We start from the raw sequence: 24,443 nt of genomic DNA on the forward strand, positions 1-24,443 counted from the left end.
TTTCAACGTTTATAATTTTTTTAAAGTATCCTTGATAAGTTCTTCAACTTCGATATCCGGATTATTCTTTAAAATTTTATCAATAATTTTTTCAGTAATTTTTTTAGAAATACCTAACACCTCCAATGCACTTAACGCTTCAGATTTGTTTTTATTGCCTAAATTATGATCTAAAGTTTCAGTCTTTTCAAATGTAGAAATTTTATCCCGTAAATCAAGAATTATCCTTTGGGCAGTTTTAGCTCCTATTCCTTTTATTTTTTGCAAAGCTAGATTGTTGCTACTAAAAATAGCTGAAGTTATTTCTGACACAGACATTGAGGATAACATCATAATGGATGAAGCCGGACCTACCCCGTTTACACTATTTAAAAGATTAAACAATGAACGTTCTGTTTTTGTTGAAAATCCATATAAGGAATGTGAATCTTCTCGTATAATTTCTTGAATATATATTAAGGCCTTTTTCTCATTTTGAATGTCTGTATAAGTTTGTAAACTAATAGTTGCAAAATATCCCACTCCATTGCAGTCTATTACTACACTGGATGGGGATATTTCAAAAATAATTCCTGATAAATGAGTTATCATTTTTGTTTATTTAACGGAAATATAATTTATTTTTTTACATGAGCATCTATAGAGGCAAGAGTTGCAAGATTTACTATATCTTCTACACTAGAATTTCTATTGATTATGTGAATAGATTTATCCAAACCTAATAAAACCGGTCCAATACTTTTTATAGATCCTAAACTTTTAGCTAAATTCGTGCTCAGATTAGCTGAAATCATATCTGGAAATATTAAAACATTTGCAGGTTTTGATTCTAATTTACTAAACGAAAATTCACTAACTAATTGTTCATTTAATGCATAATCCGGTTGTATTTCTCCATCAACAATTAAATCAGGATTAGATTGGTTAAGTAATTTAACCGCTTCTATTACTTTTCTAGATAGTTTCGAATTTCCAGAAAAGTTTTCGTGAGATAGCATGGCTACTCTAGGTTCAATGCCCAATTGTTTGACAAAATTAGCTGTAACCTCTGCTATTGCTGCTAATTCTTCAATTGATGGATCTGTATTCAATGATGTATCAGCGATAAAAACAGGACCATTTTTAGAAAGTAGAATCATGGCTGATGATACTTTCTTAGACGATTCAGAATAATCCACAACTTTTAATATCTGATTCAAAGAGTCAGTATAGTTTTTAGTAAACCCAGTTAGAAAAGAGTCTGCTTCTCTCATTTCGATAAGAAGAGCTCCAAAATTATCACTATTTTTTAATAACTGATTTGCTTGTTGTTGAGAGTTTATTCCCTTTCTTTGTTTTTTATTATAAAGATATTCTACATATTTTTTGAAGTCTTGTTGTGTATAAACAGTATCGATATCAAGTATTTCCGCCTCAATTTCTAAATTATATTGTTGCTTTGTTTTTTCAATTAAGTCTCTTCTTCCCAGCAAGATTGGTTGAGCTATCTTTTCTTCTGCTATGATTTGTGCAGCTTTTAATACATTATATTCTTCGGCATTATTTAACACTATTCTTTTAAGATTATCTTTAGCTTTTATTTTAAATTGTCGTATTATTTTTTCATCGGTACCCCCCATTCGATCTAATAATTCTTCTTCATAAGCCTTCCAATCTGTAATGATATGTTGAGCTACGCCACTATCAATCGCTGCTTTTGCCACTGCCATTGAAACTTTAGTTATTAATCGGTTATCAAATGGTTTAGGTATAATATAATCCCTACCAAACTTCATATTTTTAACATGGTATGCTTGTATTACTTGCTCAGGGACATTTTGTTTGGCTAGATCAGCTAAGGCTTTAACAGCAGCTAATTGCATCTCTTGGTTAATATCTGTAGCTCTTACATCTAATGCCCCTCTAAAAATATATGGAAATCCTAACACATTGTTTACCTGATTAGGATAGTCACTTCTTCCGGTTGCCATAATCACATCCTTTCTAGTTTCTAGCGCCAAATTGTAATCGATTTCCGGTGTTGGATTAGCCATAGCGAAAACAATTGGATTTTCGTTCATAGATAAAAGCATTTCCGGTGTAACCAGGTTTCCTTTAGATAATCCAATAAATACATCGCTATTTTTCATTGCATCTTCTAATGTTCTGTCAGGAGTATCTACAGCAAATTCAAGCTTTTCATCATTCAATCCGGTTCGTCCTTTATATATAACTCCTTTGCTATCACACATTAATATATTTTGTGGGCTGGCTCCCAATGCTTTATATAATCTTGTACAAGATATGGCTGCTGCTCCGGCACCACTAACTACTATTTTTACTTTAGCGATATTTTTTTTGGAAATTTCTAAAGCATTTAATAAAGCAGCGGCTGAGATAATTGCTGTTCCATGCTGGTCATCATGCATAACCGGAATATTTAATTCCGCTTTTAATCTTTTTTCAATTTCAAATGCTTCAGGTGCTTTTATATCCTCTAAATTTATACCCCCAAAGGTTGGAGCTAAAGATTTAACAATTTCAATAAATTTGTCCGGATCTGTTTCATCTACTTCAATATCGAAAACATTAATACCGGCGAAAATTTTAAATAATAAACCTTTTCCTTCCATAACCGGTTTAGAGGCATCAGCACCAATATCTCCTAGCCCCAGTACAGCTGTTCCGTTAGAAATAACTGCTACTAAATTACCTTTAGACGTATATTTATAACTATCTGCACTATTTTTTTGTATTTCTAAACATGGTTCTGCCACTCCCGGAGAATAGGCTAATGATAAATCAGTTTGAGTAGAATGGGGCTTGGTAGGTATAACTTCAATTTTACCTTCTGGTTTGGAACTATGATATTCTAAGGCGGCTTCTCTTAATTTTTTTTCTCGTGACATCGTTTTATTTATATTTTGACATACAAAAGTAAATATTTTTATTTTATAACACAGAAACTATTTTAAATCTTTAGTTTATGTGATAAAATATATAAGCAAAATATTTTATTAACTTAAAGACAACCATTCAATTAATTTATTTTTAAGTTAAATATTACAAATTAAAAATTTTATATTTATGCGAAGAATATTAACATTAAAATTATATCATAATAATAACAAAAATTAATTTAAAAACAGTTTTTGTATTTTACTTTTTTTTATTAAACTTACCCCTATTAAATACTTCTAAATATTTACATTATAGGTAATATTTGTGTAATTTTGCAGGTTAATAAATTATTCATGAAAACAACTTTAGAAAATAAAATTGAAAAATTAAAGAAAAATGGATATGATATCTCTGTAAATAAAATTATTACAGATGGATTTTTAGCTTGGAAAAATACTATTTTTTATGGGATTTTTTGTGTTATTTTCACCTATATATTTAATAATTTAATTTATAATTTACTTAGCAATTATTTGGGAACTAACTTAATTGATTTAGAATTAGCAAAAGCTATTAGTAGTTTAAATAATGATTCACAATCGTTACAAAAATTAATTTCTCTATTTCAAGACTATATACATAATCCCCAAATAATTATAAAAACATTGCTATCTTCACTTATAGGACTTCTTTTATATCCTTTAAGTGCCGGAGTTGTTTATTGTGCTTATCTTGCAGATAAAAAGGGAAATACAAGTTTTAAACATTTCATAAGTGGATATCAAGGAACTAAATTTATAAAACTTATCGGGTTGGTATTTATTCAAATAATTTTAATTAGCATAAGTATGTTGTTGCTGTTTATACCCGCCCTTTATATTATTCCGGCTTTCATTTTAGCCGGATCTTTTATAATTATTGATGATGCTCCAATAATTCAAGCAATTAAATATAGTTTTATAATTGTAAATAGGAAATTTGGAAAGATATTTTTAATATTAATGATTTCTTTTTTTATAAGTAAATTTTTAGGATTCTTAATGTGCATTATCGGCCTGATTTTCACCCTTTCTTTTTCTCAAGCCATTGTTTATTCAATATATAAAAATACAGTTGGATCAATAGACGTTGATGATGAAATAAATGAAAATTAATGTATCCTTTAAAAATTATTTTGAATCCTATATGGATTCAATTAAAAAACTACGTATAAAATATAATATCGTAATTAGAAAATTCAGGAATCAAAATCCTCAGACATTTATATATTTAGCCAGCATTTTAATTGGAATAATAGGAGGAATAAGTGCTGTAATTTTAAAAAACTTAGTAAGTTTAACTGAAGAGCTGATTTATCATAATAAAAACTTCAACTTTAATTATTGGACCATATTTTTTCCAACTATTGGAATTATCTTAACAGTTATTTTTATTAAATATTTTGTTAAAATGGATATTAGCCATGGGGTTGAAAAAGTTTTGCTTGCTATTTCTAAAAAACGCTGTATAATAGATCAAAAAAATGCTTATAGTTCGATTATATCCAGCTGTTTAACAATTGGTTTCGGTGGATCTGTAGGAACCGAAGCTCCAATAGTATATACGGGAGCAGCTATAGGCTCCAATATTGCACAAGAATTTAAACTTAATTTAAAATTAAGAACTTTATTTATTGCTTGTGGATGCTCAGCGGCAATTGCCGGGATTTTTAAGGCCCCGATAGCTGCTATTATTTTTTCCCTTGAAGTTATAATGATCGACCTGAGTATGTGGTCGTTAATACCTATTTTAATATCTTCTACTACGGGTGCTTTAATCTCTTATTTTTTATTGGGCGATAATATTTCGTTTTATTTCGCAATTTTTGAGCCGTTCGACAAATCAAAAATTTTCTATTATATAATATTAGGAATTATCTGTGGTTTTTTTTCTCTTTATTTTATTAAAATAAGTCGTATAATTGAAAAGAAATTTTCAGCTAGTAAAAGTATATACTTCAAAGCAATGTTAGGCGGTTTAGCGGTAGGAACACTTATCTTTATTTTTCCTCCACTTTTTGGCGAAGGTTATATTGGTCTTCAGCATTTAATGAGTTCCCACCCCGAAAGCATAACAAAAAATTCATTCTTTTATTTATTGAGGGAAAATGATTATTTTCTTATCCTTTTTTTATTGGGAATTTTATTTTTAAAAGTAGTCGCCAGCAGCATCACCACTTCTTCCGGAGGTATTGGTGGAGTATTCGCTCCTGCTCTTTTTACCGGAGGAATTTTAGGATTTGTGTTTACAAAAGCCATTAATCTAACCAGCTTAACGAAACTCTCCGAACATAATTTTACTTTAGTAGGTATGGCAGGTGTTATGGCAGGTATCATGCATGCTCCTATGACCTCCATTTTCCTTATCGCTGAAATTACGGGTGGGTATAGTTTATTATTTCCTCTTATTATAACTTCGACTATTGCTTATCTCGTTAAATATCATTTTGATAAACATTCTGTGTATACCTATAATTTGAAAAGAAAGAATGAGATGATTACTCATAATAAAGATAAAGAGGCTATTAGAAGAATGAATATCAAAAATCTTATTGAAAAAAATTTTGTTAAAATTTCTATATCTTTATCTTTTGCTGAATTTATTAATAATGTTATTCCTTCTTCAAGTAAAAAGTTTTTTATCGTGGAAGATACAGATCAAAAATTCAGAGGTTATATTATTTTGGATGATCTTATAAATATTTTGCTTCATAAAGAAAGTTATGAAAGTTTAAAAATAGAGGATCTGATTACCAAGCCTTCTGAGTGTATTTCTTTATTTGATGATAACGAAACAATTTTTAGAATTTTTGATAATTCAAAATCCTTATACCTACCGGTTGTTGAAAATGATAAATTTATTGGTATGCTTTCCAAATCAAAATTATTGGATAAATATCGAAAATTAATTGTTGATTTTTCTGAGGATTAAATAATACATTACCGGAATTAAAAAAACATTTAAATATATAGATTTCTTATGTTGCTTCGTATGAAGTGTAATATCGGTAATGTTTTATTTAATTATTTCGTTTGTATTATTTATTTAATTCTAAAAACACATCGGAAAGACACTGTATAATGCCTTGAGCAGTCATAGATTCTTGAGAAAACTTCTCGTATGCATAATCCCCCGCTTTACCATGAATATATACTCCTAATATCGTAGCTAATTTGGAGTCATAACCTTGCGCCAGTAATCCAGTAATAATACCGGTTAACACATCTCCACTACCTCCTTTAGCCATGCCTGCATTACCCGTAGCATTATAATAACAAGTTCCTTCTGGTAATAAAATTGCTGTATTATGTCCTTTAATTACAATAACAATTTCATATTCTTTTGCTTTTTTTCTAGCTAGTTCACATTGCTCTAAGGTAGAATTAGTTTTCCCAAACAACCTTTCAAATTCTTTTGGGTGCGGTGTAATTATAGAATATTTGGGAATTAGATTTAATAAATCTTTATTTTCTGATATAATATTTAGTGCGTCAGCATCAAGAACCATAGGATTGTTTTCATTTTCCAACATTTTTTCAAATGCCATTTTTGTCGTTGCCTCAGTACCAAGTCCAGGTCCTATCCCTATCGTGTAGTTTTCAAAAGGTATTTGAATATCTTCTATATATTTATCTCCACAGGAAAAAAACATGGCTTCTGGAGCAATCGTTTGGAGCACCAAACTGCCATACTCAGGTGCTCCGGTAAACACCAATCCAGTACCCACTCGCAAGGCAGACAAGGTTGATAAAGTTATAGATCCTATTTTACCGTAGCTTCCTCCAATGATGATTGCTTTTCCAAAGTTACCTTTGTTACTAAAAGGATTTCTTCTTTTGTAATTTTTTTCAAAATGGCTATATTCTATAAGGTAATTATCGGTCTTTTCATTTTCAATTAAATTTTTATCCAGACCGATATCAAGTACATGTATTTTTCCGGCATATTGTGCTGCTTCAAGGTGTAAAAAAGACCTTTTATAAAATTCAAATGTTAATGTTTCATCCGCTCTAAACACAATTTGATTTTCTTCGGGAAGTGAATCTGCAAATAAACCTGATGGTATATCAATTGAAATTTTTATAGCATTAATTTCATTTAATTTCGAAACAATTTTTTCTGCTTCCCCCTTCAATTTTTTATTTAAACCTGTACCAAATAAAGCATCAATAATAATGGCTTTTTCTTCAGTAACTTCAAAATCATCTCCTTCTATAAAATATACAGATTTTGGAAATTTATCAAAATTAATTTGTGTGTCTTCTGAAAAATCTGCAGAAGATTGTATAATGAATGCTTCAACATTAAAATTTTCATTATATAATAATCTGGCTAATGCTAAACCATCTCCACCATTATTTCCTTTACCACAAAAAATATAATAATTATGTTCATTCGAGTATCTGCTTTTTAGCCATTCAAAACATGCCAAAGCTGAACTTTCCATTAATTCTAATGACGTAGTTATTTCACTTTGTATGGACTGATTTGCACATTCTTTTATTTGCGTTGATGTTAATATCTTCATAAGTATTGTTAGTTTCAAGTTATTATAAATCTCCAAAGTTTATTTTTCCATATATCCCCTGCATAGTCTATTCCTACTCTTACTGTGGTAATAAAATTTGGTTTAATTTGAGAATCTTCTACCCAAATTTTTCTAGAAGAAGCCAAGTCTTCTCCATAAAAATCTTTATTTAACTGTAATAATTTGCCAACCCGTCCCGGACCTGAACATTGCTCAACCCCTCGTATTAAAACAGCTTGAGGTTCGTTTTCTTTTCCGGTGACAAAATTTAGCATCCAATATATTCCATATATCAGATAAACATATACTTTTCCTCCTTCATGATACACAATCTCTGTTCTTTTAGTTCTGCCTTTGCTTGCATGGCAGGCTAAATCCTCTTCTCCACCGTATGCTTCTGTTTCCGTAATAGTATATTTAACTATTTCTCCGGAATTATAAGCTCTCACAATTTTTTTTCCTAATAATTCCTGCGCAACAAAAAATGCTTCTTTATGAAAAAATTTAGTATCGATTCTCATTTTATCTTCACTTCGGTAAAAATAAGTACTTTTTTTGAATTATAAGTTATTAAAATAAAATTTGATTAATAAAAACAACAATTTATTTGATTAATCTAAAATCACGTTTTAAATTCAAGTTTTTATTAATTGATATATTAAACATAGATTAAATTAATTATAATTTAAAAAAAATACTTAAAATATATTTTATTTTTATAAAGATATATATCTTATTTTTTATCTTGCCTAAAGTAAATACTCAACTTATTATCACTTCAAATTTTAATAATGAAGATAAAATTTCACTATCTATACTAATTCTGCCGCTTTATTGTCAATACTATTACTATTGCTTAATTGTCTTAAATTATCCAAAGTTACAAGTGCTATTTGTGTTAGTGCTTCTTCTGTAAAAAATGCTTGATGTGCCGTTACCAATACATTAGGAAATGAAAGCAATAATTGTATTTTATCATCTTTAATAATTGTTTCAGATAAATCTCTAAAAAATAGTTTATCTTCTTGTTCGTATACATCAATACCTAAAGCTCCAATTTTTTTTGATTTTAATCCATCAATAATATCAAGAGTATTTATTAGTCCCCCTCTACTTGTGTTTATTAAGTAAACACCGTTTTTCATTAAACTAATCGTTTGTTTGTTAATTAAATGATGTGTTTCAGGAGTTAAAGGACAATGTAATGAAATTATATCCGATTGTTTTAAAAGCTCTTCTAAAGTGACATATTGAAATCCTTCCTTTTTTAGTTCTTCGTTAGGATATAAATCATAAGCTATTACGTTTGTACCTAATGCTTTTATCGTTTTACAAAAAACTCTACCTATATTTCCGGTACCTATAACACCAACAGTTTTTGTATAGATGTTGGTACCTAACAACCCATTTAATGAAAAATTTTGCTCTCTAACCCTATTATAAGCCTTATGTGTTTTCCTATTTAAAGTTAAAAGCATAGCCAATGTATGCTCGGCTACTGCTTGGGGAGAATAGGCAGGAACCCTGCATACTTTAATTTCATATTTTTTAGCTGCTTCTAAATCTACATTATTGAATCCCGCATTTCTAAGTGCTATATATTTAATTCCCCTTTTTTTTAATTTTTTAATGACCCCTTCATTTAACTTATCATTTACAAAAACGCAAATGGCATCTGTTCCCTCTTCAATTATATTTACTGTATGTTCATCCAAATTGGGTTCAAAATACTCTAAATCAAAATTAAACTTTTCATTACATTCATTAAAGAATTTAATATCATAGGGTTGTGTTGAAAAAAATGATACCTTCATATTTAAATTTTTATCATTAAACTTAATTTTATACAAATGCAAATATTATACAAAATTATGTATAATTTTTTTTTAGTATAAAGTTTATTTTTTTTAGATAAAATATAAGTATTTTATAAAATCTATTAAATTATTTAAAAATCAAAAAGTTAACTAACTTAAGAAATCATTTATGGTGCTTTAAAAATAAAAAAAAGAACCGTATTTTCTACGGTTCTTTTTAAATTATTTTATGAAATTTATATTAAAAAGATTATTGTCCTTCTTCCATTTTTCTTTTTAATTCTTGTAATTCGTCTAAATCTCCTAAGGTAGATTTTTCAACGCTTTGATTTTGTGATTTAACTTGTTTTTCAGTTTCTTCTCGATTATCTTCTTCACGGAAAGTACCTGTATGTGAAACCACAACTCTTTTGAATTCTTTATTAAATTCAATTACTTTGAATTCAGTTTCATCTCCTTTTTTAATTTTGGAACCGTCTTCTTTTTCTAAGAATCTTGATGGACAAAAACCTTCAACTTCAACATCTTCAAATTGAACAGTAGCTCCTTTATCGAATAGCTGAACTACTTTTCCTGTATGAACAGTTCCTTCAGCATATTTAACTTCATATTTATCCCAAGGGTTTTCAGTTAATTGTTTGTGACCTAAGCTTAATCTTCTAGCATCTGTATCTAATTCTAAAACTATTACATCTAAAACGTCACCAACTGAACAAAATTCAGAAGGGTGCTTAATCTTTTTAGTCCAAGATAGATCTGAAATATAAATCAACCCGTCTACTCCTGCTTCTAATTCAACAAATACTCCAAAATTTGTAAAGTTTCTAACTGTTCCTTTATGTTTTGAACCCACAGGATATTTAGCTGTTATATCAGTCCATGGATCCAAAGTTAATTGCTTCATACCTAACGACATTTTTCTTTCTTCTTTATCTAAGGTAAGAATTACACATTCTACTTCATCTCCAATTTTAACAAAATCTTGAGCTGATCTCAAATGAGTTGACCAAGACATTTCAGAAACATGTATTAATCCTTCAACACCTGGTGCTACTTCTACAAAAGCTCCATAGTCTGCTAAAACAACTACTTTTCCTTTTATTTTATCACCAACTTGTATGTTCGAATCTAATGCATCCCAAGGATGTGGCTCCAATTGTTTCATACCTAATTGGATTCTAGATTTTTGATCATCAAAATCAAGTATTACAACATTAACTTTTTGATCTAATTGAACTACTTCAGATGGGTGATTAATTCTGCTCCAAGATAAGTCTGTGATATGAATTAATCCATCTACACCTCCTAAATCAATAAATACTCCATAGGAAGTTATATTTTTAACAACTCCTTCTAATACCTGACCTTTTTCAAGTTGTCCGATAATTTCTTTTTTCTGATCTTCAATATCAGCTTCGATCAATGCTTTATGAGAAACAACTACATTTTTAAATTCATGATTAATTTTAACGATTTTAAATTCCATAGTTTTCCCAACATATTGATCATAATCGCGAATGGGTTTTACATCAATTTGAGAACCGGGTAAGAAAGCTTCGATACCAAACACATCTACAATCATTCCTCCTTTAGTTCTTGATTTAACATATCCTTCTACGATTTCTCCTGTCTCATGAAGCTCATTAACTCTATCCCATGCTTTGAGCATTCTTGCTTTTCTATGAGAAAGCTGTAATTGACCGGTCTTATCCTCTCTTTGGGCTACCATAACCTCTACCTCATCACCCACTTTAAGATTAGGATTGTAACGGAACTCATTCAAAGAGATAACTCCCTCTGATTTAAAATTTATATCAACAATAGCTTCTTTGTCAGTAATACGCACAACTCTACCTTTGAAAACCTGATTCTCGTCAAGTTCTCTCAAAGAAGTATCATACATTTTTTCTAACTCAGATTTTTCTTTTCTATCCTCGGCGTTTAATCCGGATTCAAAAGAATCCCAATCAAATTGCTCAGGAGTCACATTTGCATTTTTAAGAGTTTCTTGATCTTCTACTAAATTTTTAGTCTCTTCGGACATTTTTTATAAACATTGTATTCCTTCGCTATTCAATCTAAGATAAAGGCGAAATTGATTGCTAAGGAAGAGATTATACTTGAAATTATTACGATTTTCTTAAGTTCGCCAAATCAAGGCGCAAATATAAAAAAAAAATAATAATTTAAATAAACTTTTATCTTCTTTTTTACTGATTTACTTTAAGTTAATCAATATCTTTTTATAACAACTTACGTTTATTAATTTGAATTTCAAATTATTTAAAAAATATTTTCTGATATATTTTTATTTAGGTTATTGATTGATTCCTTTAAAATATTGATTAAAAAAAGACATAATATTTTTTATTGATAAATCGTAAATATAAATTACAATTATAAAAAAAAGAATTTGTATGATGGTTAACATTTAATTTATTATTTAATTTTATCGCAACAATTAAATAATTATGAAAAAAAATAACAACACAATGTATGCTGTTGCCTATCTTAGGCATATTTTGTTAGGAGATGAGACTTCAGGAATTTTAATTAAAAATTATATTAATGAAGGAAAAAAAATTGCCGATTATATTGATCATATCAATGGAGGTATGTTTTCTGCAAATATAAAGACTCGCGATTACTATTTTAAAAATACACTAAAAAAACATATAAATAATTTTGAACAACTCCTCATTCTAGGAATTGGAAAACATACATAGTATGGGAAGGTGGAACCTTTTATCTTGAATCTGAAAAAGTTATTTCTATACTCGATTTTTTCATTGAACATGTGAATGTTTCTGGAATTAGTCTCGATTATTTAAATAAAGAAGTATATTTTAATAATAACCATCCCTCAAGAAAAATAATTAATAAAGTAACTTCCTTTTTAGAATTAAGTGGTGAACCTTGGTTAGGATTTTTTAATCCCCATGAGTTTGAAATTTTATTTAAAGAAAGAAATTTTACTAGCATTGAAAATGAGCCACATGGTAAAATTGAAAAACAATATAACAACAATCCTGTTATGATAGAAGATTTAAACTACTTTATAACTTGCATTAAATGACTTTAAAATCAATCATAATCATATAAAGCAAAGTAATATTTAATATTTTATGAGCAGCCTTCCTCTTATGTATAATAGTATTATATAATAAATATTAAATATCATATTATTCAAATAATATAATAGTGATTTTTAAGTTTTTAAAATATAAAAATAGATTAAAGTCATGTAATTCTATGATAAATAAAAAAATTTTATAATAGTAATGTTAACGTTATTATTAGGTGAAAAATTTGTACTAAATTTGATTTATGGATTGGTTTGCAGAATGGTTTAATACTCCTTATTATCATATTTTATATAAAAACCGTGATGATAAGGAAGCTCAAGAATTTATTACTAATTTATTAAAATACCTTAATTTACCTGCTGAAAGTAAAATTTTGGATTTAGCTTGTGGCAAAGGCAGGCATAGTATTTTTTTTAATAAATTGGGATATGATGTCACAGGCGTTGATTTAGCTTCCAAAAGCATCAAATATGCCAAGGAGTATGAAAATGAACATCTTAAATTTTTTGTAGGGGATATGAGAAAGCCCAATTTTCCTAATCATTTTAACGCAATTTTTAATCTATTTACCAGCTTTGGTTATTTTAGTGATGATATAGACAATTTAAAAGTTTATCAATCTATTTTTGAGCAATTATTATATAAAGGGATTTTTGTGATGGATTTCATGAATGTTTCATTAGCAATGGATAAACTGATTACACAAGAGGATAAAGAAGTTGATGGAATTTTATTTCATTTACAAAGGAAAATTGAAAATGGCTTTATAATTAAAGATATTAAATTCCAAGATCAAGGCGAAAACTTTCATTTTCAAGAAAGAGTAAGGACTTTTAATTTAGATTATTTTGAAAATCTTGGTAAAAAGGTAGGATTTTCTTTAAATAACGTTTTTGGTGATTACCAGCTACATCCATTTAATGAAAAACATTCTCCCCGACTAATTTTAATTTTTGAAAAATAAATGGACTATGTCGTATTGATTTCTGCTGTTATTATTGGAGCGGGAACAGCTTATTTTTTCCAGAATAATTCAAAATTCAGCAAACAACTTTTAATGTTTAGTGCCGGTCTCCTTTTGGCGATAACTGTGTTGGATATGTTCCCTTCCCTCTATATTGACGGCGGATTTAATGCCGGTATATGGATTATTATCGGTGTGGGAATACAATTAATTTTAGAAGGCTTATCTAAAGGGATTGAGCACGGTCATTTACACAGCTCTGATCATCATACCGACAGCGTTATTCCGGTAAGTATTATGCTGGGATTGTTTATTCATTCCTTTTTAGAAGGAACCCCACTTGAGGTTCATCATTTACATAACCATGATGTCCATGATCATCATCTTCATTCTTCAAACATCTTATGGGCATTGAGCATTCATAAAGTATCAGAGACCATAGTCTTATCAACATTTTTATTTTCTTTACATATTAAAAGAATATATGCCTTTTCCATTCTTATTTTATTTGCCGTTTCAGCTCCCGTAGGCGCCTTCTTGGGTTCATTTTTAGAGCCTGATATATACCCTAAATTATTAGGGATTGTTGCCGGTATCTTTTTACATATTTCTTCTGTTATTATATTCGAAAGTAATGAAAAACACTCTTTGAACTGGCAAAAACTACTTTTAGTTTTTAGTGGAATGTTTATAGGATTTTTAATTTCAATAATTTAAATATTGTTTCCATATAAAAAATTCTCCTAAAAATTAGGAGAATTTTTATTTATTAACAAAATAAGATTAATTAATCGGTATATCTTTATTTATATTTTTACTTCCGATTAATGCATAATAAAGGATATAACCAAATTCTATTATGATCAGCCAATAACTGGATAAAAAACCAAATAAATCAGCAAAATAATTTTGTATAAGAGGCAGTATACCTCCTCCACATACCATCATCATAAAAATACCGGATGCTGCTGACGTATATTTACCTAACCCTTCTACAGCTAAATTAAAGATACCTCCCCACATTACAGAAGTACACAACCCACACAATATAAAAAATACTATGGTAGTAGGTAATTCTGCAAAGCCTAAAGATATATCTGATTTAAATACCGGCATACTTACAGTTGAAGATATAGGACTAAGGATAGCTAATAATATAAATAGTAATCCTAAAAGAGAGGTAAAAGCCAACATAGCCTTGCTGGAGATACGCGCTCCTAAAGACGCTCCTACCAATCGTCCAATCAGCATCAAAAACCAATAAGTGCCGACCACAGTCCCTGCAACAGTAGTATCAATTCCTAAACCTCCTTTGTCTGGAGCAGAAGTCATAAACAAATTTGCTGTATTTGGAATCCCTACTTCAATACCAACATAAATAAATATAGATACAACTCCTAAACAAAAATGTCTAAAAGAAAATGCGCTATATTTTCCTTCTATTTTCTCTTTTTTATCTAAAAAAGGCTCCGGTATATTTACCAACAATAGCACAATAAATGCTAAAACAAAAATCCCCATGGCTAAGAAAAGAGCCGGATTTGCTTCTTTTATGGTAGCTCTTGAAGCATTTCCAATTAAGTAGCCCACCAATACCGGTACAATGGTCGCACCCATGGAATTAATAGAGCCCCCCAGTTGTAACAAAATATTTCCTTTTTTACCTCCACCACCTAAAGTATTTAACATAGGATTTACAACGGTATTTAACATACACATGGAAAAACCAGAAACAAATGCTCCTATCAAATAGGTAACAAAACTTTCCATTCCTCCGGATAGATATTGAATTCCAACGCCAAACAAACCAACAATAATGGCCAGTAAAGCTGTTTTTTTATATCCTATCTTTTGTAAAAGAATACCTGCCGGAATCCCCATAAATGCATAGGCGATAAAGTTAGCAGCATTACCTAGCTGAGACATAAAGTTTGAAGCCCCAAATTGATTTTTGACAATTATTCCCATAGGATTCTGCAAGCCCGTTACAAATGAAATCATAAAAAACAGGGCAAACATCATTGTTATAGGTAATGCATAATTTTTTTCTTTATTAGTCATATTTAGTATTATTTTAATTATTAATTATGTTAAAAGGAATATTTAAGACCGAATTCTACCGTAAAAGGACGTATGTATGTTCCTGAAAGAATAGTTCCTTCCTTCTTTTTTGCTTCTTCTGAGGTTAAGATTAAATCAGAATCTCCCATATCACCCTTAGCTCCTCTTTGATTAAATAAATTTATAAAGGTGGAAGAAAAGCTTAAATTTTTATTGATCGAATATTGTAATCCGGCAAATGTTTCCCATCGACTAGCAAAGTATATGGTGTTGGGTCTATTTGCGTATTGTTTACTAAAATATCTTGCACTTGCCCAAACTCTTAAATCTTTCCAAACATAACTGGGATCAATTTCTATTAAAACTTTTGAAATACCGGTAACATACTTATCTGTAAAATCATATTGGGATGTTGATCCGTCTTTAAATTTAACTTCTCCTACAAAATTTTTATATTTTGGACTTTGTAAAGTTAATAAAAAATGTAACTCAAAATTTTTTATAGGTTTGGATATTATATCTGTAGTCCAACCTATAGTTTCTATGTCATACTTAGTAGTCTCTCTTTTAACCTCTCCCGGATTGTTAGGATTGGAAAAATTAACGGTAGAACGGTATTCATCACGAGTTATGTAAGTTGCTTTGGAAACTATACTTGCTATAGGGTGATTATAATATACTCCAAAACCGGCAGAAGGTATTTTAGATTTTTTTATCTTGGGATCAACTCCTATATTATAGTTTTCCAAATGGCCTGCTTGTTCATTATAATTTGCTTCTCCAAGTAAACCAAATTTTTTTGTCATTTTATATACTGTACTCAACATATAGGATTGATTAACCCAATCTTTATTGATATCGGTTTTAGGACCTGATAAGGTTAGTAAGCCCAAATTTCTGTCTTGATAATCTCCTCGCAGAGATTGATATTCGATACGCCCTCCCAGATTTAATTCTAATTTGTCTATCAATGACCATTTATCTAAAATATACAATGCTAATTTGTTCTCGTTTCCATTATGATATTCTAACCCTTGATTTAAATTAAAATCCCCATTAGCATTTGCAGTACTTCCTACCTGAATTAATTTTCTTGGATTAGGAGCTACTTCTTGAAAGTACATAGCAGATTCTGTAGTATATTTCTCCACTTTATAATGCCATTCGTTTAACCCGACTTTTAAATCGTGATTCCCTATTTTTTTACCTAATTCTACAGTACCGGTTATAGATTTAACGGGTGTTCTCCTGGTTGCTAATATTAATATTCCTTGTGCATTATTTCCCATATAAGCTTCTCCTGTATCAGCATATACGTATTCTCCCGATTTGGCTGCTGATACTCCTGCCATAACAGGTATGTAAATACCAACTTTTGATGAGTGATAACGAACTATATAATTTAGATGAAAATCATTATCAAATTTGTTAGTCCCTAATAAATCAACTGTATGAGATTCTGTCCCAAAATCATCTAATATATCTTTTTCAACCAAATTTCCTGTATAGGCATCCATTAATGTTATTTTTCCCGATCTTTCATGATAAGATTTTCGTCCGATTTTAAATCCCGGTATTTCACTAACATCTCCATCCTTACCATAAATAAAGGGACTATAGTTGTAGTTTAAATTTTTAACATTAACATATTTGTATAATACTGAAACAGAACCTTCTCCTCCTGTATATTTATAATCTTGAGTTAAGGCTATCTTATACATTTGGGTTTTATCAGCATAATATTTATCAATGATTGATGGTTTGAATGTTCCGGGATCAAAGCTTAGATAAGCACCGACTGAATATTTTAGTCCCTTATTACTAATAGGCCCACTTACATTGGCACTTCCTCTCATTAATCCAAAATGATTAGACTCTAAATTTACATTACCCAGGAGCTTATCCGCACCTAGATTATCAAAAGTATTTAAAGAAAAACCCACATCTCCAATATTGATAAAGGTTTGCCCTAAATCAAATAAACCTGTACGATTGATCGTAACGTCAGATCTCCATGCTTTTGTGGGTAATTCAGGCCAATAATGAAATACTACCGGCAAACCATTCTCTAGAATGGTGGTACCTCCTACAGAAGCAGGCAGACCTATATTAACATCTCTTGGACCGGTACTATTCGCTGCATTCAACATGACATTCCTATCATTTTTTTGATCTATGTCTACTTCTATTGTATCTTTTTTCGTTTGATTTTGACTATATATTTCATTGGTACTTAACAATAATAGTAGTACTGACCATAAACATATACTATTTTTATTTCTCATCTTTTATAAATTTTATTTCAGTGGTTCAGTGGTTATATTTTCTACTTATTTATGAATTATAGAGTTTAATGTTTATTGAAATAGATGAATAATTACAGTATCAAGCAAGCACTAAAATTTTATAAACTGATTCAATTATATTTTTATATGAAAATTATGTTTTACAGGTAAATTAAAATATTTATACTACTATATGCTTGCATATAAAAACATCTTATTCAATTATTAACAAAACAGTATAATTTGGTTATCCCTTAATCATCAATTAATTTTTATTTACCTAATACCTGTTTACCTTTTTCAACATAACTCATATCTCCAAAGGATTCTATCGTAAACTTACCGTCCTTATATATTACTTTAGATACAGCTGCATTACCCATGTGCGTTCCGGATATTTTTTTACCGCCACTGTCTAAATCAGAAAGAAAAACGCTTATAGCCATTCCATGAGCCACTACCAGTATGTTTCCACCTCCCGTTAAATATTCCTTTTCAGCTATTTCACGAATGGCTTTTTGACCTCTTGCTTTAACATCTTCATAATTTTCTCCAATTCCTAATGTTTCCAATGTTTTAAAAGTATTCATTGCTCTTTTCAATATTTCAGGATTTTTTGACATATCGGCAAAAAGTTCTTTTGATGATTTATAGTGTAAATATAAAGCTGCATCTCCCCACATTTTTGAATTTAAGTCTCCTTCATAACTTCCAAAATTAGTTTCTCTTAATTGGGGTACTTCGGTTATCCCTAAGTTTTGCTGCCCTTTAGTATCTAATACTATACGAGCTGTTTGTCTGGCTCGTCCTAGATCACTTGAATAAGCAGCTTTAAAGTTTACATCTTTTATTCCTAACCCTAGAAATTTAGCTACTTCCACTCCTTCCGGGGTTAAAGGGGTGTCTGCCCAACCTTGTACTCTATCCATGGTATTGAGTATGGTCTTCCCATGCCGGGTAACATATAGAACTACCGTATTATTTTGTTTTGATGTTTTTTTATTTTGCCCAGAAACTTGTGGGCTAATTGATAGGGTCAATAGCATCAGAGCTATTAATTTAAATTTTTGTAGTACAGATTTTTTCATTTATTTACATTTTATTTTTTTATTTAATTAATTTTCTTTCTGTTTTTCCGTACAAAGTCTCTAAACTTGTTATCTTTATATATCCTTTTATTCAATACAGAAGTTGAATTAAAATCTTACATAAATAAACATTTATCATGAAACGAATTTGATTTTTTTTGTTGCTAAAATTAGGTCTGCTTTACACCCTCTTTTTTGAGTTGAAAAAGGGTAAAAAAACTTTCTATTAAATGAAATCCTTCAATTTCTACTTCTATAAAATCACGAATATCATAATCTAATACCCGATATAGATTCACTATCGGGTATTTTGAATTTATAGTTTCCGGAAAAGTTACAAATCCATCATTTGATAGCTCTCTAACAATGACATAATAAGAATTCCCATAATTTTCGATTAACTTCCTTAAATTTTTCAAATTCGCTCCTTTTGGAATAAATTCATAAATCCCGGCTATAAATCCTTTACTTTCCTGTAAATGCGAAATATCCGAATCTTGTTTTCCAATCCATTCTGCAACTTTGGATATATATTTTGTTAAATTCTGTATCATTCTCTAATAAACATTATAGTTAATCAGATTCCTGAATTTATTTTCGATATAGCCTTATGCTTGGACATAGCTTAAAAGAATTAGAGAAATTGTAAAAAAAACCACTAATATTTGCAATAAATTCAATATGTATTTTAGAATTTAAATTTAGTTTTAAATTCTAGGGTGAATGGCCGGATGTAGGTACCTGCCACTGGTTTATTATAATAAGGGGCAGGATCTACAGCAGTATTGGTTCCGGATATAGAGCCCTGTGCTCCACTTTGATTTAATAAATTAACTGCACTAACCCCAAAGCTCAGATTACTGTTATATTTATAATCTATACCCGCAAATGTTTCCCATCGTCCTGCAAAAAATAAAGAATTGGTATAATTTGCATATTCTTTACTAAAATAACGCGCACTACCCCAAAACTTAATTTTCTTCCAACTATAGCTTGGATCTAGTTCTATAATGGTTTTAGATACACTTCTGGCTATATTTCCATCATAATCATATTTAATGTCATACGCTTCAAATTTGTAATTTTTGTATTCAGGGTTTTGAAGGGTGAATAATATATGTAATTGAAAATTTTTTAACGGTGTAACCAATGCATCTGTAGTCCATCCTATGGTTTTTACATCATAACTTATAGTTTTTTTCATGTAATCGGTTGGATCTTTAGGATTGGTAAAAGTGGAATTATTCATAAAATTACTTCTCTGGATGTAGGTAACTTTGGATACTACTCTTACTAAGGAATGATTAAAATATGCCCCGAAAGAAGCTCCGGGTATTTTAGATTTTTTTATTCCCGGATCGTCGGAACCTGCATAATTACTTAATTTGCCACCTAATTCAGAATAGGTTGCTTCTCCTTGAAGTCCAAATGAAGGAATAATTTTCCATAGAGCATTAACTGTAAAAGTTTTATTTATCCAATCCTTTTTAACTTTTGTTTTATTTCCGGATACCCAATTAGTACCTGATAATTTTCTATCTTCTCCTTTATACCATTTCCCATTAATGTTTTGCCATTCCAATCTCACGCCTCCTCCTACTTCAATTTTATCGGATGGAGTCCATTTTTCGGTTCCATAAATCGCCATTTTATTTTCTCCTCCGGTATAGTATTGCATAACCCCGTTATGATTATACCCTCCAAATTGGTCAGAACCTTTTCTTGGGGACCAAATGCCGGTAAGAGGGTCGTAATTTTCCTGTATTAAAAGAGATGGATTTGGTACTACTTCATGATAATATGAATAAGATGCAGTATTATAGTTTTTAACATGATAATACCATTCATTAAATCCAATGTTCCAATTATGCTTAGTATATTTTTTGCTTAATTCTACACGGCTCATATAAGTATTGAAGGGAACTCGTGGAGTAAAAAGCATCAAAACTGATTGTACTTTTCCATTGTAAATATTATCGGAATCTGCATAACGGAAACGGGTCTTACCTTCTACAGGATTACCTATTGAAGAATAATATGGATTAAAATATCCTGATTCTGCATACTGATACCTTAAAATATAATTCAGCTTCATTCCATTGTTAAAATTATTTTTACCTATAATATCAAAGATATGGTTCTCTGCTCCACTGCCTTTCACTATATCTTTGGTAGTATATTCACCAGTAAGGGGGTTTATATAATGCACCAATCCGGATTTTTCCAAATAGGAATCTCTGCCCAATTTAAAACCTTCCACAGCATCTACTTTTCCATTAGAACGATAGTAATACGGATTTTGTTTAGTTGAAATAGATTGAGAACTTACAAATTTGTATTGTACTCCAATTTCTCCTTTTCCGTCATAATATTTTTTATTTACAAATACTTTATAAATTTGGGTCTTATCTAAAAATTGTGAAAAGGCTGACGTAAATGTTCCTGGATCCATATTAGCATAAGCGCTAACCGAATAATAAAATCCATTTTTCATGGGTCCGCTTACATTGAAGCTTCCCCTTAATAATCCGTATGAATTGGTAACAAATTCACCTTTACCTTGTAGTTTATCTGTACCTTTATTAGTATACGTATTTACTGATACACCTACATCCCCGACACTTAAGGCGGTTTTTGCAACATCTTGAACCTCCAGTCTCTCAAAACTAGAATCCGACCGCCACGCTCTTACCGGCATCTGTACAACATAATCCATTACAACCGGTAATCCGTTTTCTAAAATGGTGGTTCCTCCCACACTGGCCGGTAATCCAATATTTACGTTTCTTGGTCCATTATCGGCTGATGCGTTCAGCATCACAGATGTGTTCTGATCTTTTTTTAAATCTGTTTTAACTCGTAAACTATCAGATTTATTCTCTTGTGCATGTATCAAATTCATAATAGAAACAATAGCAAAAGCACTAAGAGACTTCACTGCTCTTCCCATACTTAATATATTTTTTGTGGTTTTAGTTAGATTATAATTTTACATCATCATAATTTTGTTTTAATACTTTTAGCAAAGCTGTATCTAGTAGTATATCTATTTTTTTATACCATATTTTGCGGTCCTTTCATCTTTAATTACTCCTTTCCAATTCAATCCGTATCCGAAGTTATATACATTCCCTTCAGTATCTTGATGACACTCCATATCAAAGGGTACATCTTCTTTCTGATTCTCTACAGTAAACATATTTGCCGGCATTTGTAATGGTAATAATCCGGATGGTTCATATTTACCGGAAATGATATCCATTACCGCTTGTTCACCAACACCAAAACGTGCGATGATCCCTTCCACCCTATTCTCAAATTCATTGAAGACCATAGGGCGGCTGATATTCGCTACTACTATTACCGGTTTGTCTTCCATTTGATTTTTAGTAGTTAGAATTGTTTGCAAATCCATTGCGTTGGATACGTTTACAGTTTTTCCTTTATATGAGCGGTCTTTGATAGAGGGGTCTATAACCGGATCACCTGCAGCAAGACTATGATCCCGAGCATGGGTAGCTGTGTAGCTATTATATTGTAATGAAATAGGGACATATCCATTGCCTCCATTTTTTCTATCGTTACCATCATAACCTCCACCATCATTATTGCTATAAGGGCTTGATACAAATACTATTGAAAAATCGGCTTTTTTAGGATCTTCTGTTACATTATAATATTTCTTTACTAATTCTAAATTTATAGGATAATCCAGACTAGAGGTTGACCAATCACCCCACCAATCTTTTGTAGATGGATAATAGTTCTTTGGAATAAATACGGTTTTTCTACTTTTAATCGGTAAAATATTGGCTTTATTTTTTAATAAAACTATTGATTTTATTTGTGCTTCATATCCTGCCTTCATAAATTCAGGATTTCCTACTAACTTGGTACTTTCAGTCACATCTAAGTAAGGGTTCTCAAATAAACCTAATCTGAATATATTCTTTAAAAGCCTAACTGCTGATTGCTCGAAACGTTTTCTCATGAATGATTTTCCATGCTCCTTAAGTCCCATTTTATACGCTTCAAGAACGGGTTCTATATCATTATTACCTCCAAATTGATCCATCCCTGCCATTAAAGCAATATAGTGTCTCTGAGATATTGTTTTATTCTCAACGCCCCAAGGCTTTCCCTTAAATTCATCAGGGGTTTTACCTTCGTTTGCAGTAATTAACCAATCGGTACATAATACTCCATCATATCCAAACTTTTCTCTCAATAAATCAGTAATTATATATTTATTAAATCCATTAGCATAATTACTCCCGTCTTTTGATTGATTATAAGAAATTGTATAATAAGGCATAACTGCTGATGCTTGGGAAGTTTTACCATCTAATTTGAATGCCCCTTCCACAAATGGTCTTAAATGAGTTTCAAAATTATTTCCAGGATAAACTGCAAATTTACCAAATGCCCAATGCCCATCACGCCCACCTTCTTCAGGTCCACCGCTTGGCCAGTGTTTTACCATGGCATTAACACTTTTGTATCCCCATCCGTCAATAATCTCATCTTTACCAAAAGATGTTTGGAACCCATCAATATAAGCTCTTGCCATATCTGCAGAAAGTTCAGGACTTTCTCCAAATGTCATATAAATTCTATACCACCTTGGTTCTGTTCCTAAGTCAATTTGTGGAGATAAAGCTGTTGTTATTCCCAATGCTCTATATTCCTGTGCGGCAATATTTCCAAACTTACGCACAACAGAAGGATCAAAAGTTGCAGCTAACCCTAAACCGTCTGGCCAAATGGAAATATCTCCTCCTGCACCGGCATTAAATTCCGCTTTTGTATTTCCGGTAGCCAATGCTGAATGTCTTGGATCTGAACTGGTATTTCCTGGAATTCCTAAGCCTATTCCTTCAACAAAAGCTTGCATTTGATTATTCCAACGAGCTGCGATTTCAGGACTTTTTACAGAGGTTATTAAAACGTGTCTCAAATTATCTTTTTTAAGAAAAGTTCGTTGCTCATCAGATAATACCCATGGTTGCTCACCGCTTAAAGAAAACGGTTTTCCATTATATTTCCCGGATCCAAATCCACTATCATTTGATGGAATAGCTTGATGAATACTGTATAGCATTAATCCTGCTATTTGCTCCAATGACATTTTTTGAGCTAAATCTTTTGCTCTTTCATCAATGGACAATCTCCAATCTTCATACTTATCAAGTTTGCCATTTTTATTAAGGTCTTTAAATTTCAATCCATCAATAGTTAAAATTTTTACTCCCGATAAGGGTGAATACCCTAACTTAACGCCATTGCCATTATCAACCACTAAAAAATTTAATTGCTGTGCTTTTGAAAAAAAAAGAGACAAGATTGTTAAAATTGTTAAAATCTTTCTTCTCATATATGTAATATTTAAATTATTTTTTAAAAAGAATATTGTAAACATGTAAATTTATCGTGTTTTTACAAATATAAATTAAATATCCTAATATAAGATAAATTATGGAAAATGTAGAAACATAGTACAATTAATATGTTTTTTAAATAAATCATTATCATATAATTAACAATATCACAATTGACTAATATCATATTTCAAAATGGTTATTTTTATCTTAATTTAAGACTAAAATAAGGTATTCAATACTCTTTAATCTTAAAAATTTGACATGATAAAAGCATTTAATGCTAATTTTTTAACAATTTATCATTCTTACTTAGA

Annotated in this window: 18 protein-coding genes; 6 read left to right on the plus strand and 12 right to left on the minus strand. The window is 30.3% G+C overall.

What is annotated here, in order from left to right:
• Window positions 1–9 precede the first annotated feature (9 nt).
• Both ruvA and ASC36_RS02370 read right to left on the minus strand, forming a co-directional pair.
• The gene (gene ruvA, locus ASC36_RS02365) at window positions 10–591 is read right to left on the minus strand and encodes a Holliday junction branch migration protein RuvA (protein WP_055424880.1); all 582 of its coding nucleotides are present in this window, start codon (window positions 589–591) and stop codon (window positions 10–12) included.
• Window positions 592–617: 26 nt separating this feature from the next.
• The gene (locus tag ASC36_RS02370; RefSeq protein WP_055424881.1) at window positions 618–2,888 is read right to left on the minus strand and encodes an NADP-dependent malic enzyme; all 2,271 of its coding nucleotides are present in this window, start codon (window positions 2,886–2,888) and stop codon (window positions 618–620) included.
• Window positions 2,889–3,233: 345 nt separating this feature from the next.
• On the opposite strand from ASC36_RS02370, the gene ASC36_RS02375 reads away from it, so the two are divergent.
• A complete protein-coding gene (locus ASC36_RS02375) occupies window positions 3,234–4,034 on the plus strand; it encodes a hypothetical protein (RefSeq protein ID WP_055424882.1) in 801 nt (266 codons plus the stop codon).
• Between the two features lie 31 nt (window positions 4,035–4,065).
• Complete coding sequence (locus ASC36_RS02380; protein ID WP_073961194.1) at window positions 4,066–5,850, plus strand: chloride channel protein; 1,785 nt, start codon at window positions 4,066–4,068, stop codon at window positions 5,848–5,850.
• A 106-nt stretch (window positions 5,851–5,956) separates the two neighbouring features.
• Here the strand turns inward: ASC36_RS02380 and ASC36_RS02385 are convergent, their stop codons facing one another.
• From ASC36_RS02385 to rpsA, 4 genes are all read right to left on the minus strand, one after another.
• A complete protein-coding gene (locus ASC36_RS02385) occupies window positions 5,957–7,447 on the minus strand; it encodes a bifunctional ADP-dependent NAD(P)H-hydrate dehydratase/NAD(P)H-hydrate epimerase (protein WP_055424884.1) in 1,491 nt (496 codons plus the stop codon).
• A gap of 14 nt (window positions 7,448–7,461) precedes the next feature.
• Window positions 7,462–7,968: a DNA-3-methyladenine glycosylase gene (locus ASC36_RS02390; RefSeq protein ID WP_055424885.1), complete on the minus strand. Its 507-nt coding sequence runs from the start codon at window positions 7,966–7,968 to the stop codon at window positions 7,462–7,464.
• 291 nt (window positions 7,969–8,259) lie between these two features.
• The gene (locus ASC36_RS02395; protein WP_055424886.1) at window positions 8,260–9,261 is read right to left on the minus strand and encodes a 2-hydroxyacid dehydrogenase; all 1,002 of its coding nucleotides are present in this window, start codon (window positions 9,259–9,261) and stop codon (window positions 8,260–8,262) included.
• Window positions 9,262–9,514: 253 nt separating this feature from the next.
• On the minus strand, window positions 9,515–11,308 hold the full coding sequence (rpsA, locus tag ASC36_RS02400; RefSeq protein WP_055424887.1) for a 30S ribosomal protein S1: 1,794 nt from the start codon (window positions 11,306–11,308) through the stop codon (window positions 9,515–9,517).
• A 427-nt stretch (window positions 11,309–11,735) separates the two neighbouring features.
• Between rpsA and ASC36_RS02405 the strand changes: the two genes are divergently transcribed.
• The 4 genes from ASC36_RS02405 (at window position 11,736) to ASC36_RS02420 (ending at window position 14,031) form a co-directional block, all read left to right on the plus strand.
• Window positions 11,736–11,990 carry a hypothetical protein gene (locus ASC36_RS02405; RefSeq protein ID WP_055424888.1) on the plus strand — a complete coding sequence of 85 codons (255 nt, stop codon included), beginning with the start codon at window positions 11,736–11,738 and terminating at the stop codon, window positions 11,988–11,990.
• 71 nt (window positions 11,991–12,061) lie between these two features.
• Entirely contained in the window at window positions 12,062–12,340 is a 279-nt protein-coding gene (locus ASC36_RS02410) for a hypothetical protein (RefSeq protein ID WP_055424889.1), read from the plus strand.
• Window positions 12,341–12,591: 251 nt separating this feature from the next.
• Complete coding sequence (locus tag ASC36_RS02415) at window positions 12,592–13,314, plus strand: class I SAM-dependent methyltransferase (protein ID WP_055424890.1); 723 nt, start codon at window positions 12,592–12,594, stop codon at window positions 13,312–13,314.
• Entirely contained in the window at window positions 13,315–14,031 is a 717-nt protein-coding gene (locus ASC36_RS02420) for a ZIP family metal transporter (RefSeq protein WP_055424891.1), read from the plus strand. It abuts the gene before it with no gap.
• A gap of 66 nt (window positions 14,032–14,097) precedes the next feature.
• Here the strand turns inward: ASC36_RS02420 and ASC36_RS02425 are convergent, their stop codons facing one another.
• The 6 genes from ASC36_RS02425 to ASC36_RS02450 all read right to left on the minus strand — a co-directional run bounded on the left by ASC36_RS02425 (window position 14,098) and on the right by ASC36_RS02450 (window position 24,122).
• On the minus strand, window positions 14,098–15,375 hold the full coding sequence (locus ASC36_RS02425) for an MFS transporter (RefSeq protein WP_055424892.1): 1,278 nt from the start codon (window positions 15,373–15,375) through the stop codon (window positions 14,098–14,100).
• Between the two features lie 29 nt (window positions 15,376–15,404).
• Complete coding sequence (locus tag ASC36_RS02430; protein ID WP_073961188.1) at window positions 15,405–17,660, minus strand: TonB-dependent receptor; 2,256 nt, start codon at window positions 17,658–17,660, stop codon at window positions 15,405–15,407.
• Window positions 17,661–17,932: 272 nt separating this feature from the next.
• Window positions 17,933–18,748, minus strand: coding sequence for a histidine phosphatase family protein (locus ASC36_RS02435; protein WP_055424893.1), 816 nt, complete (start codon window positions 18,746–18,748; stop codon window positions 17,933–17,935).
• 170 nt (window positions 18,749–18,918) lie between these two features.
• The gene (locus ASC36_RS02440; RefSeq protein WP_055424894.1) at window positions 18,919–19,302 is read right to left on the minus strand and encodes an exonuclease/endonuclease/phosphatase family protein; all 384 of its coding nucleotides are present in this window, start codon (window positions 19,300–19,302) and stop codon (window positions 18,919–18,921) included.
• Between the two features lie 134 nt (window positions 19,303–19,436).
• Window positions 19,437–21,698 (minus strand): TonB-dependent receptor, encoded by a 2,262-nt coding sequence (locus ASC36_RS02445; protein ID WP_073961189.1) that lies wholly within the window; start codon window positions 21,696–21,698, stop codon window positions 19,437–19,439.
• 96 nt (window positions 21,699–21,794) lie between these two features.
• Complete coding sequence (locus ASC36_RS02450; protein ID WP_055424919.1) at window positions 21,795–24,122, minus strand: glycoside hydrolase family 3 protein; 2,328 nt, start codon at window positions 24,120–24,122, stop codon at window positions 21,795–21,797.
• Window positions 24,123–24,443 lie beyond the last annotated feature (321 nt).

Source organism: Apibacter mensalis (assembly GCF_001418685.1).
Lineage (GTDB): Bacteria > Bacteroidota > Bacteroidia > Flavobacteriales > Weeksellaceae > Apibacter > Apibacter mensalis.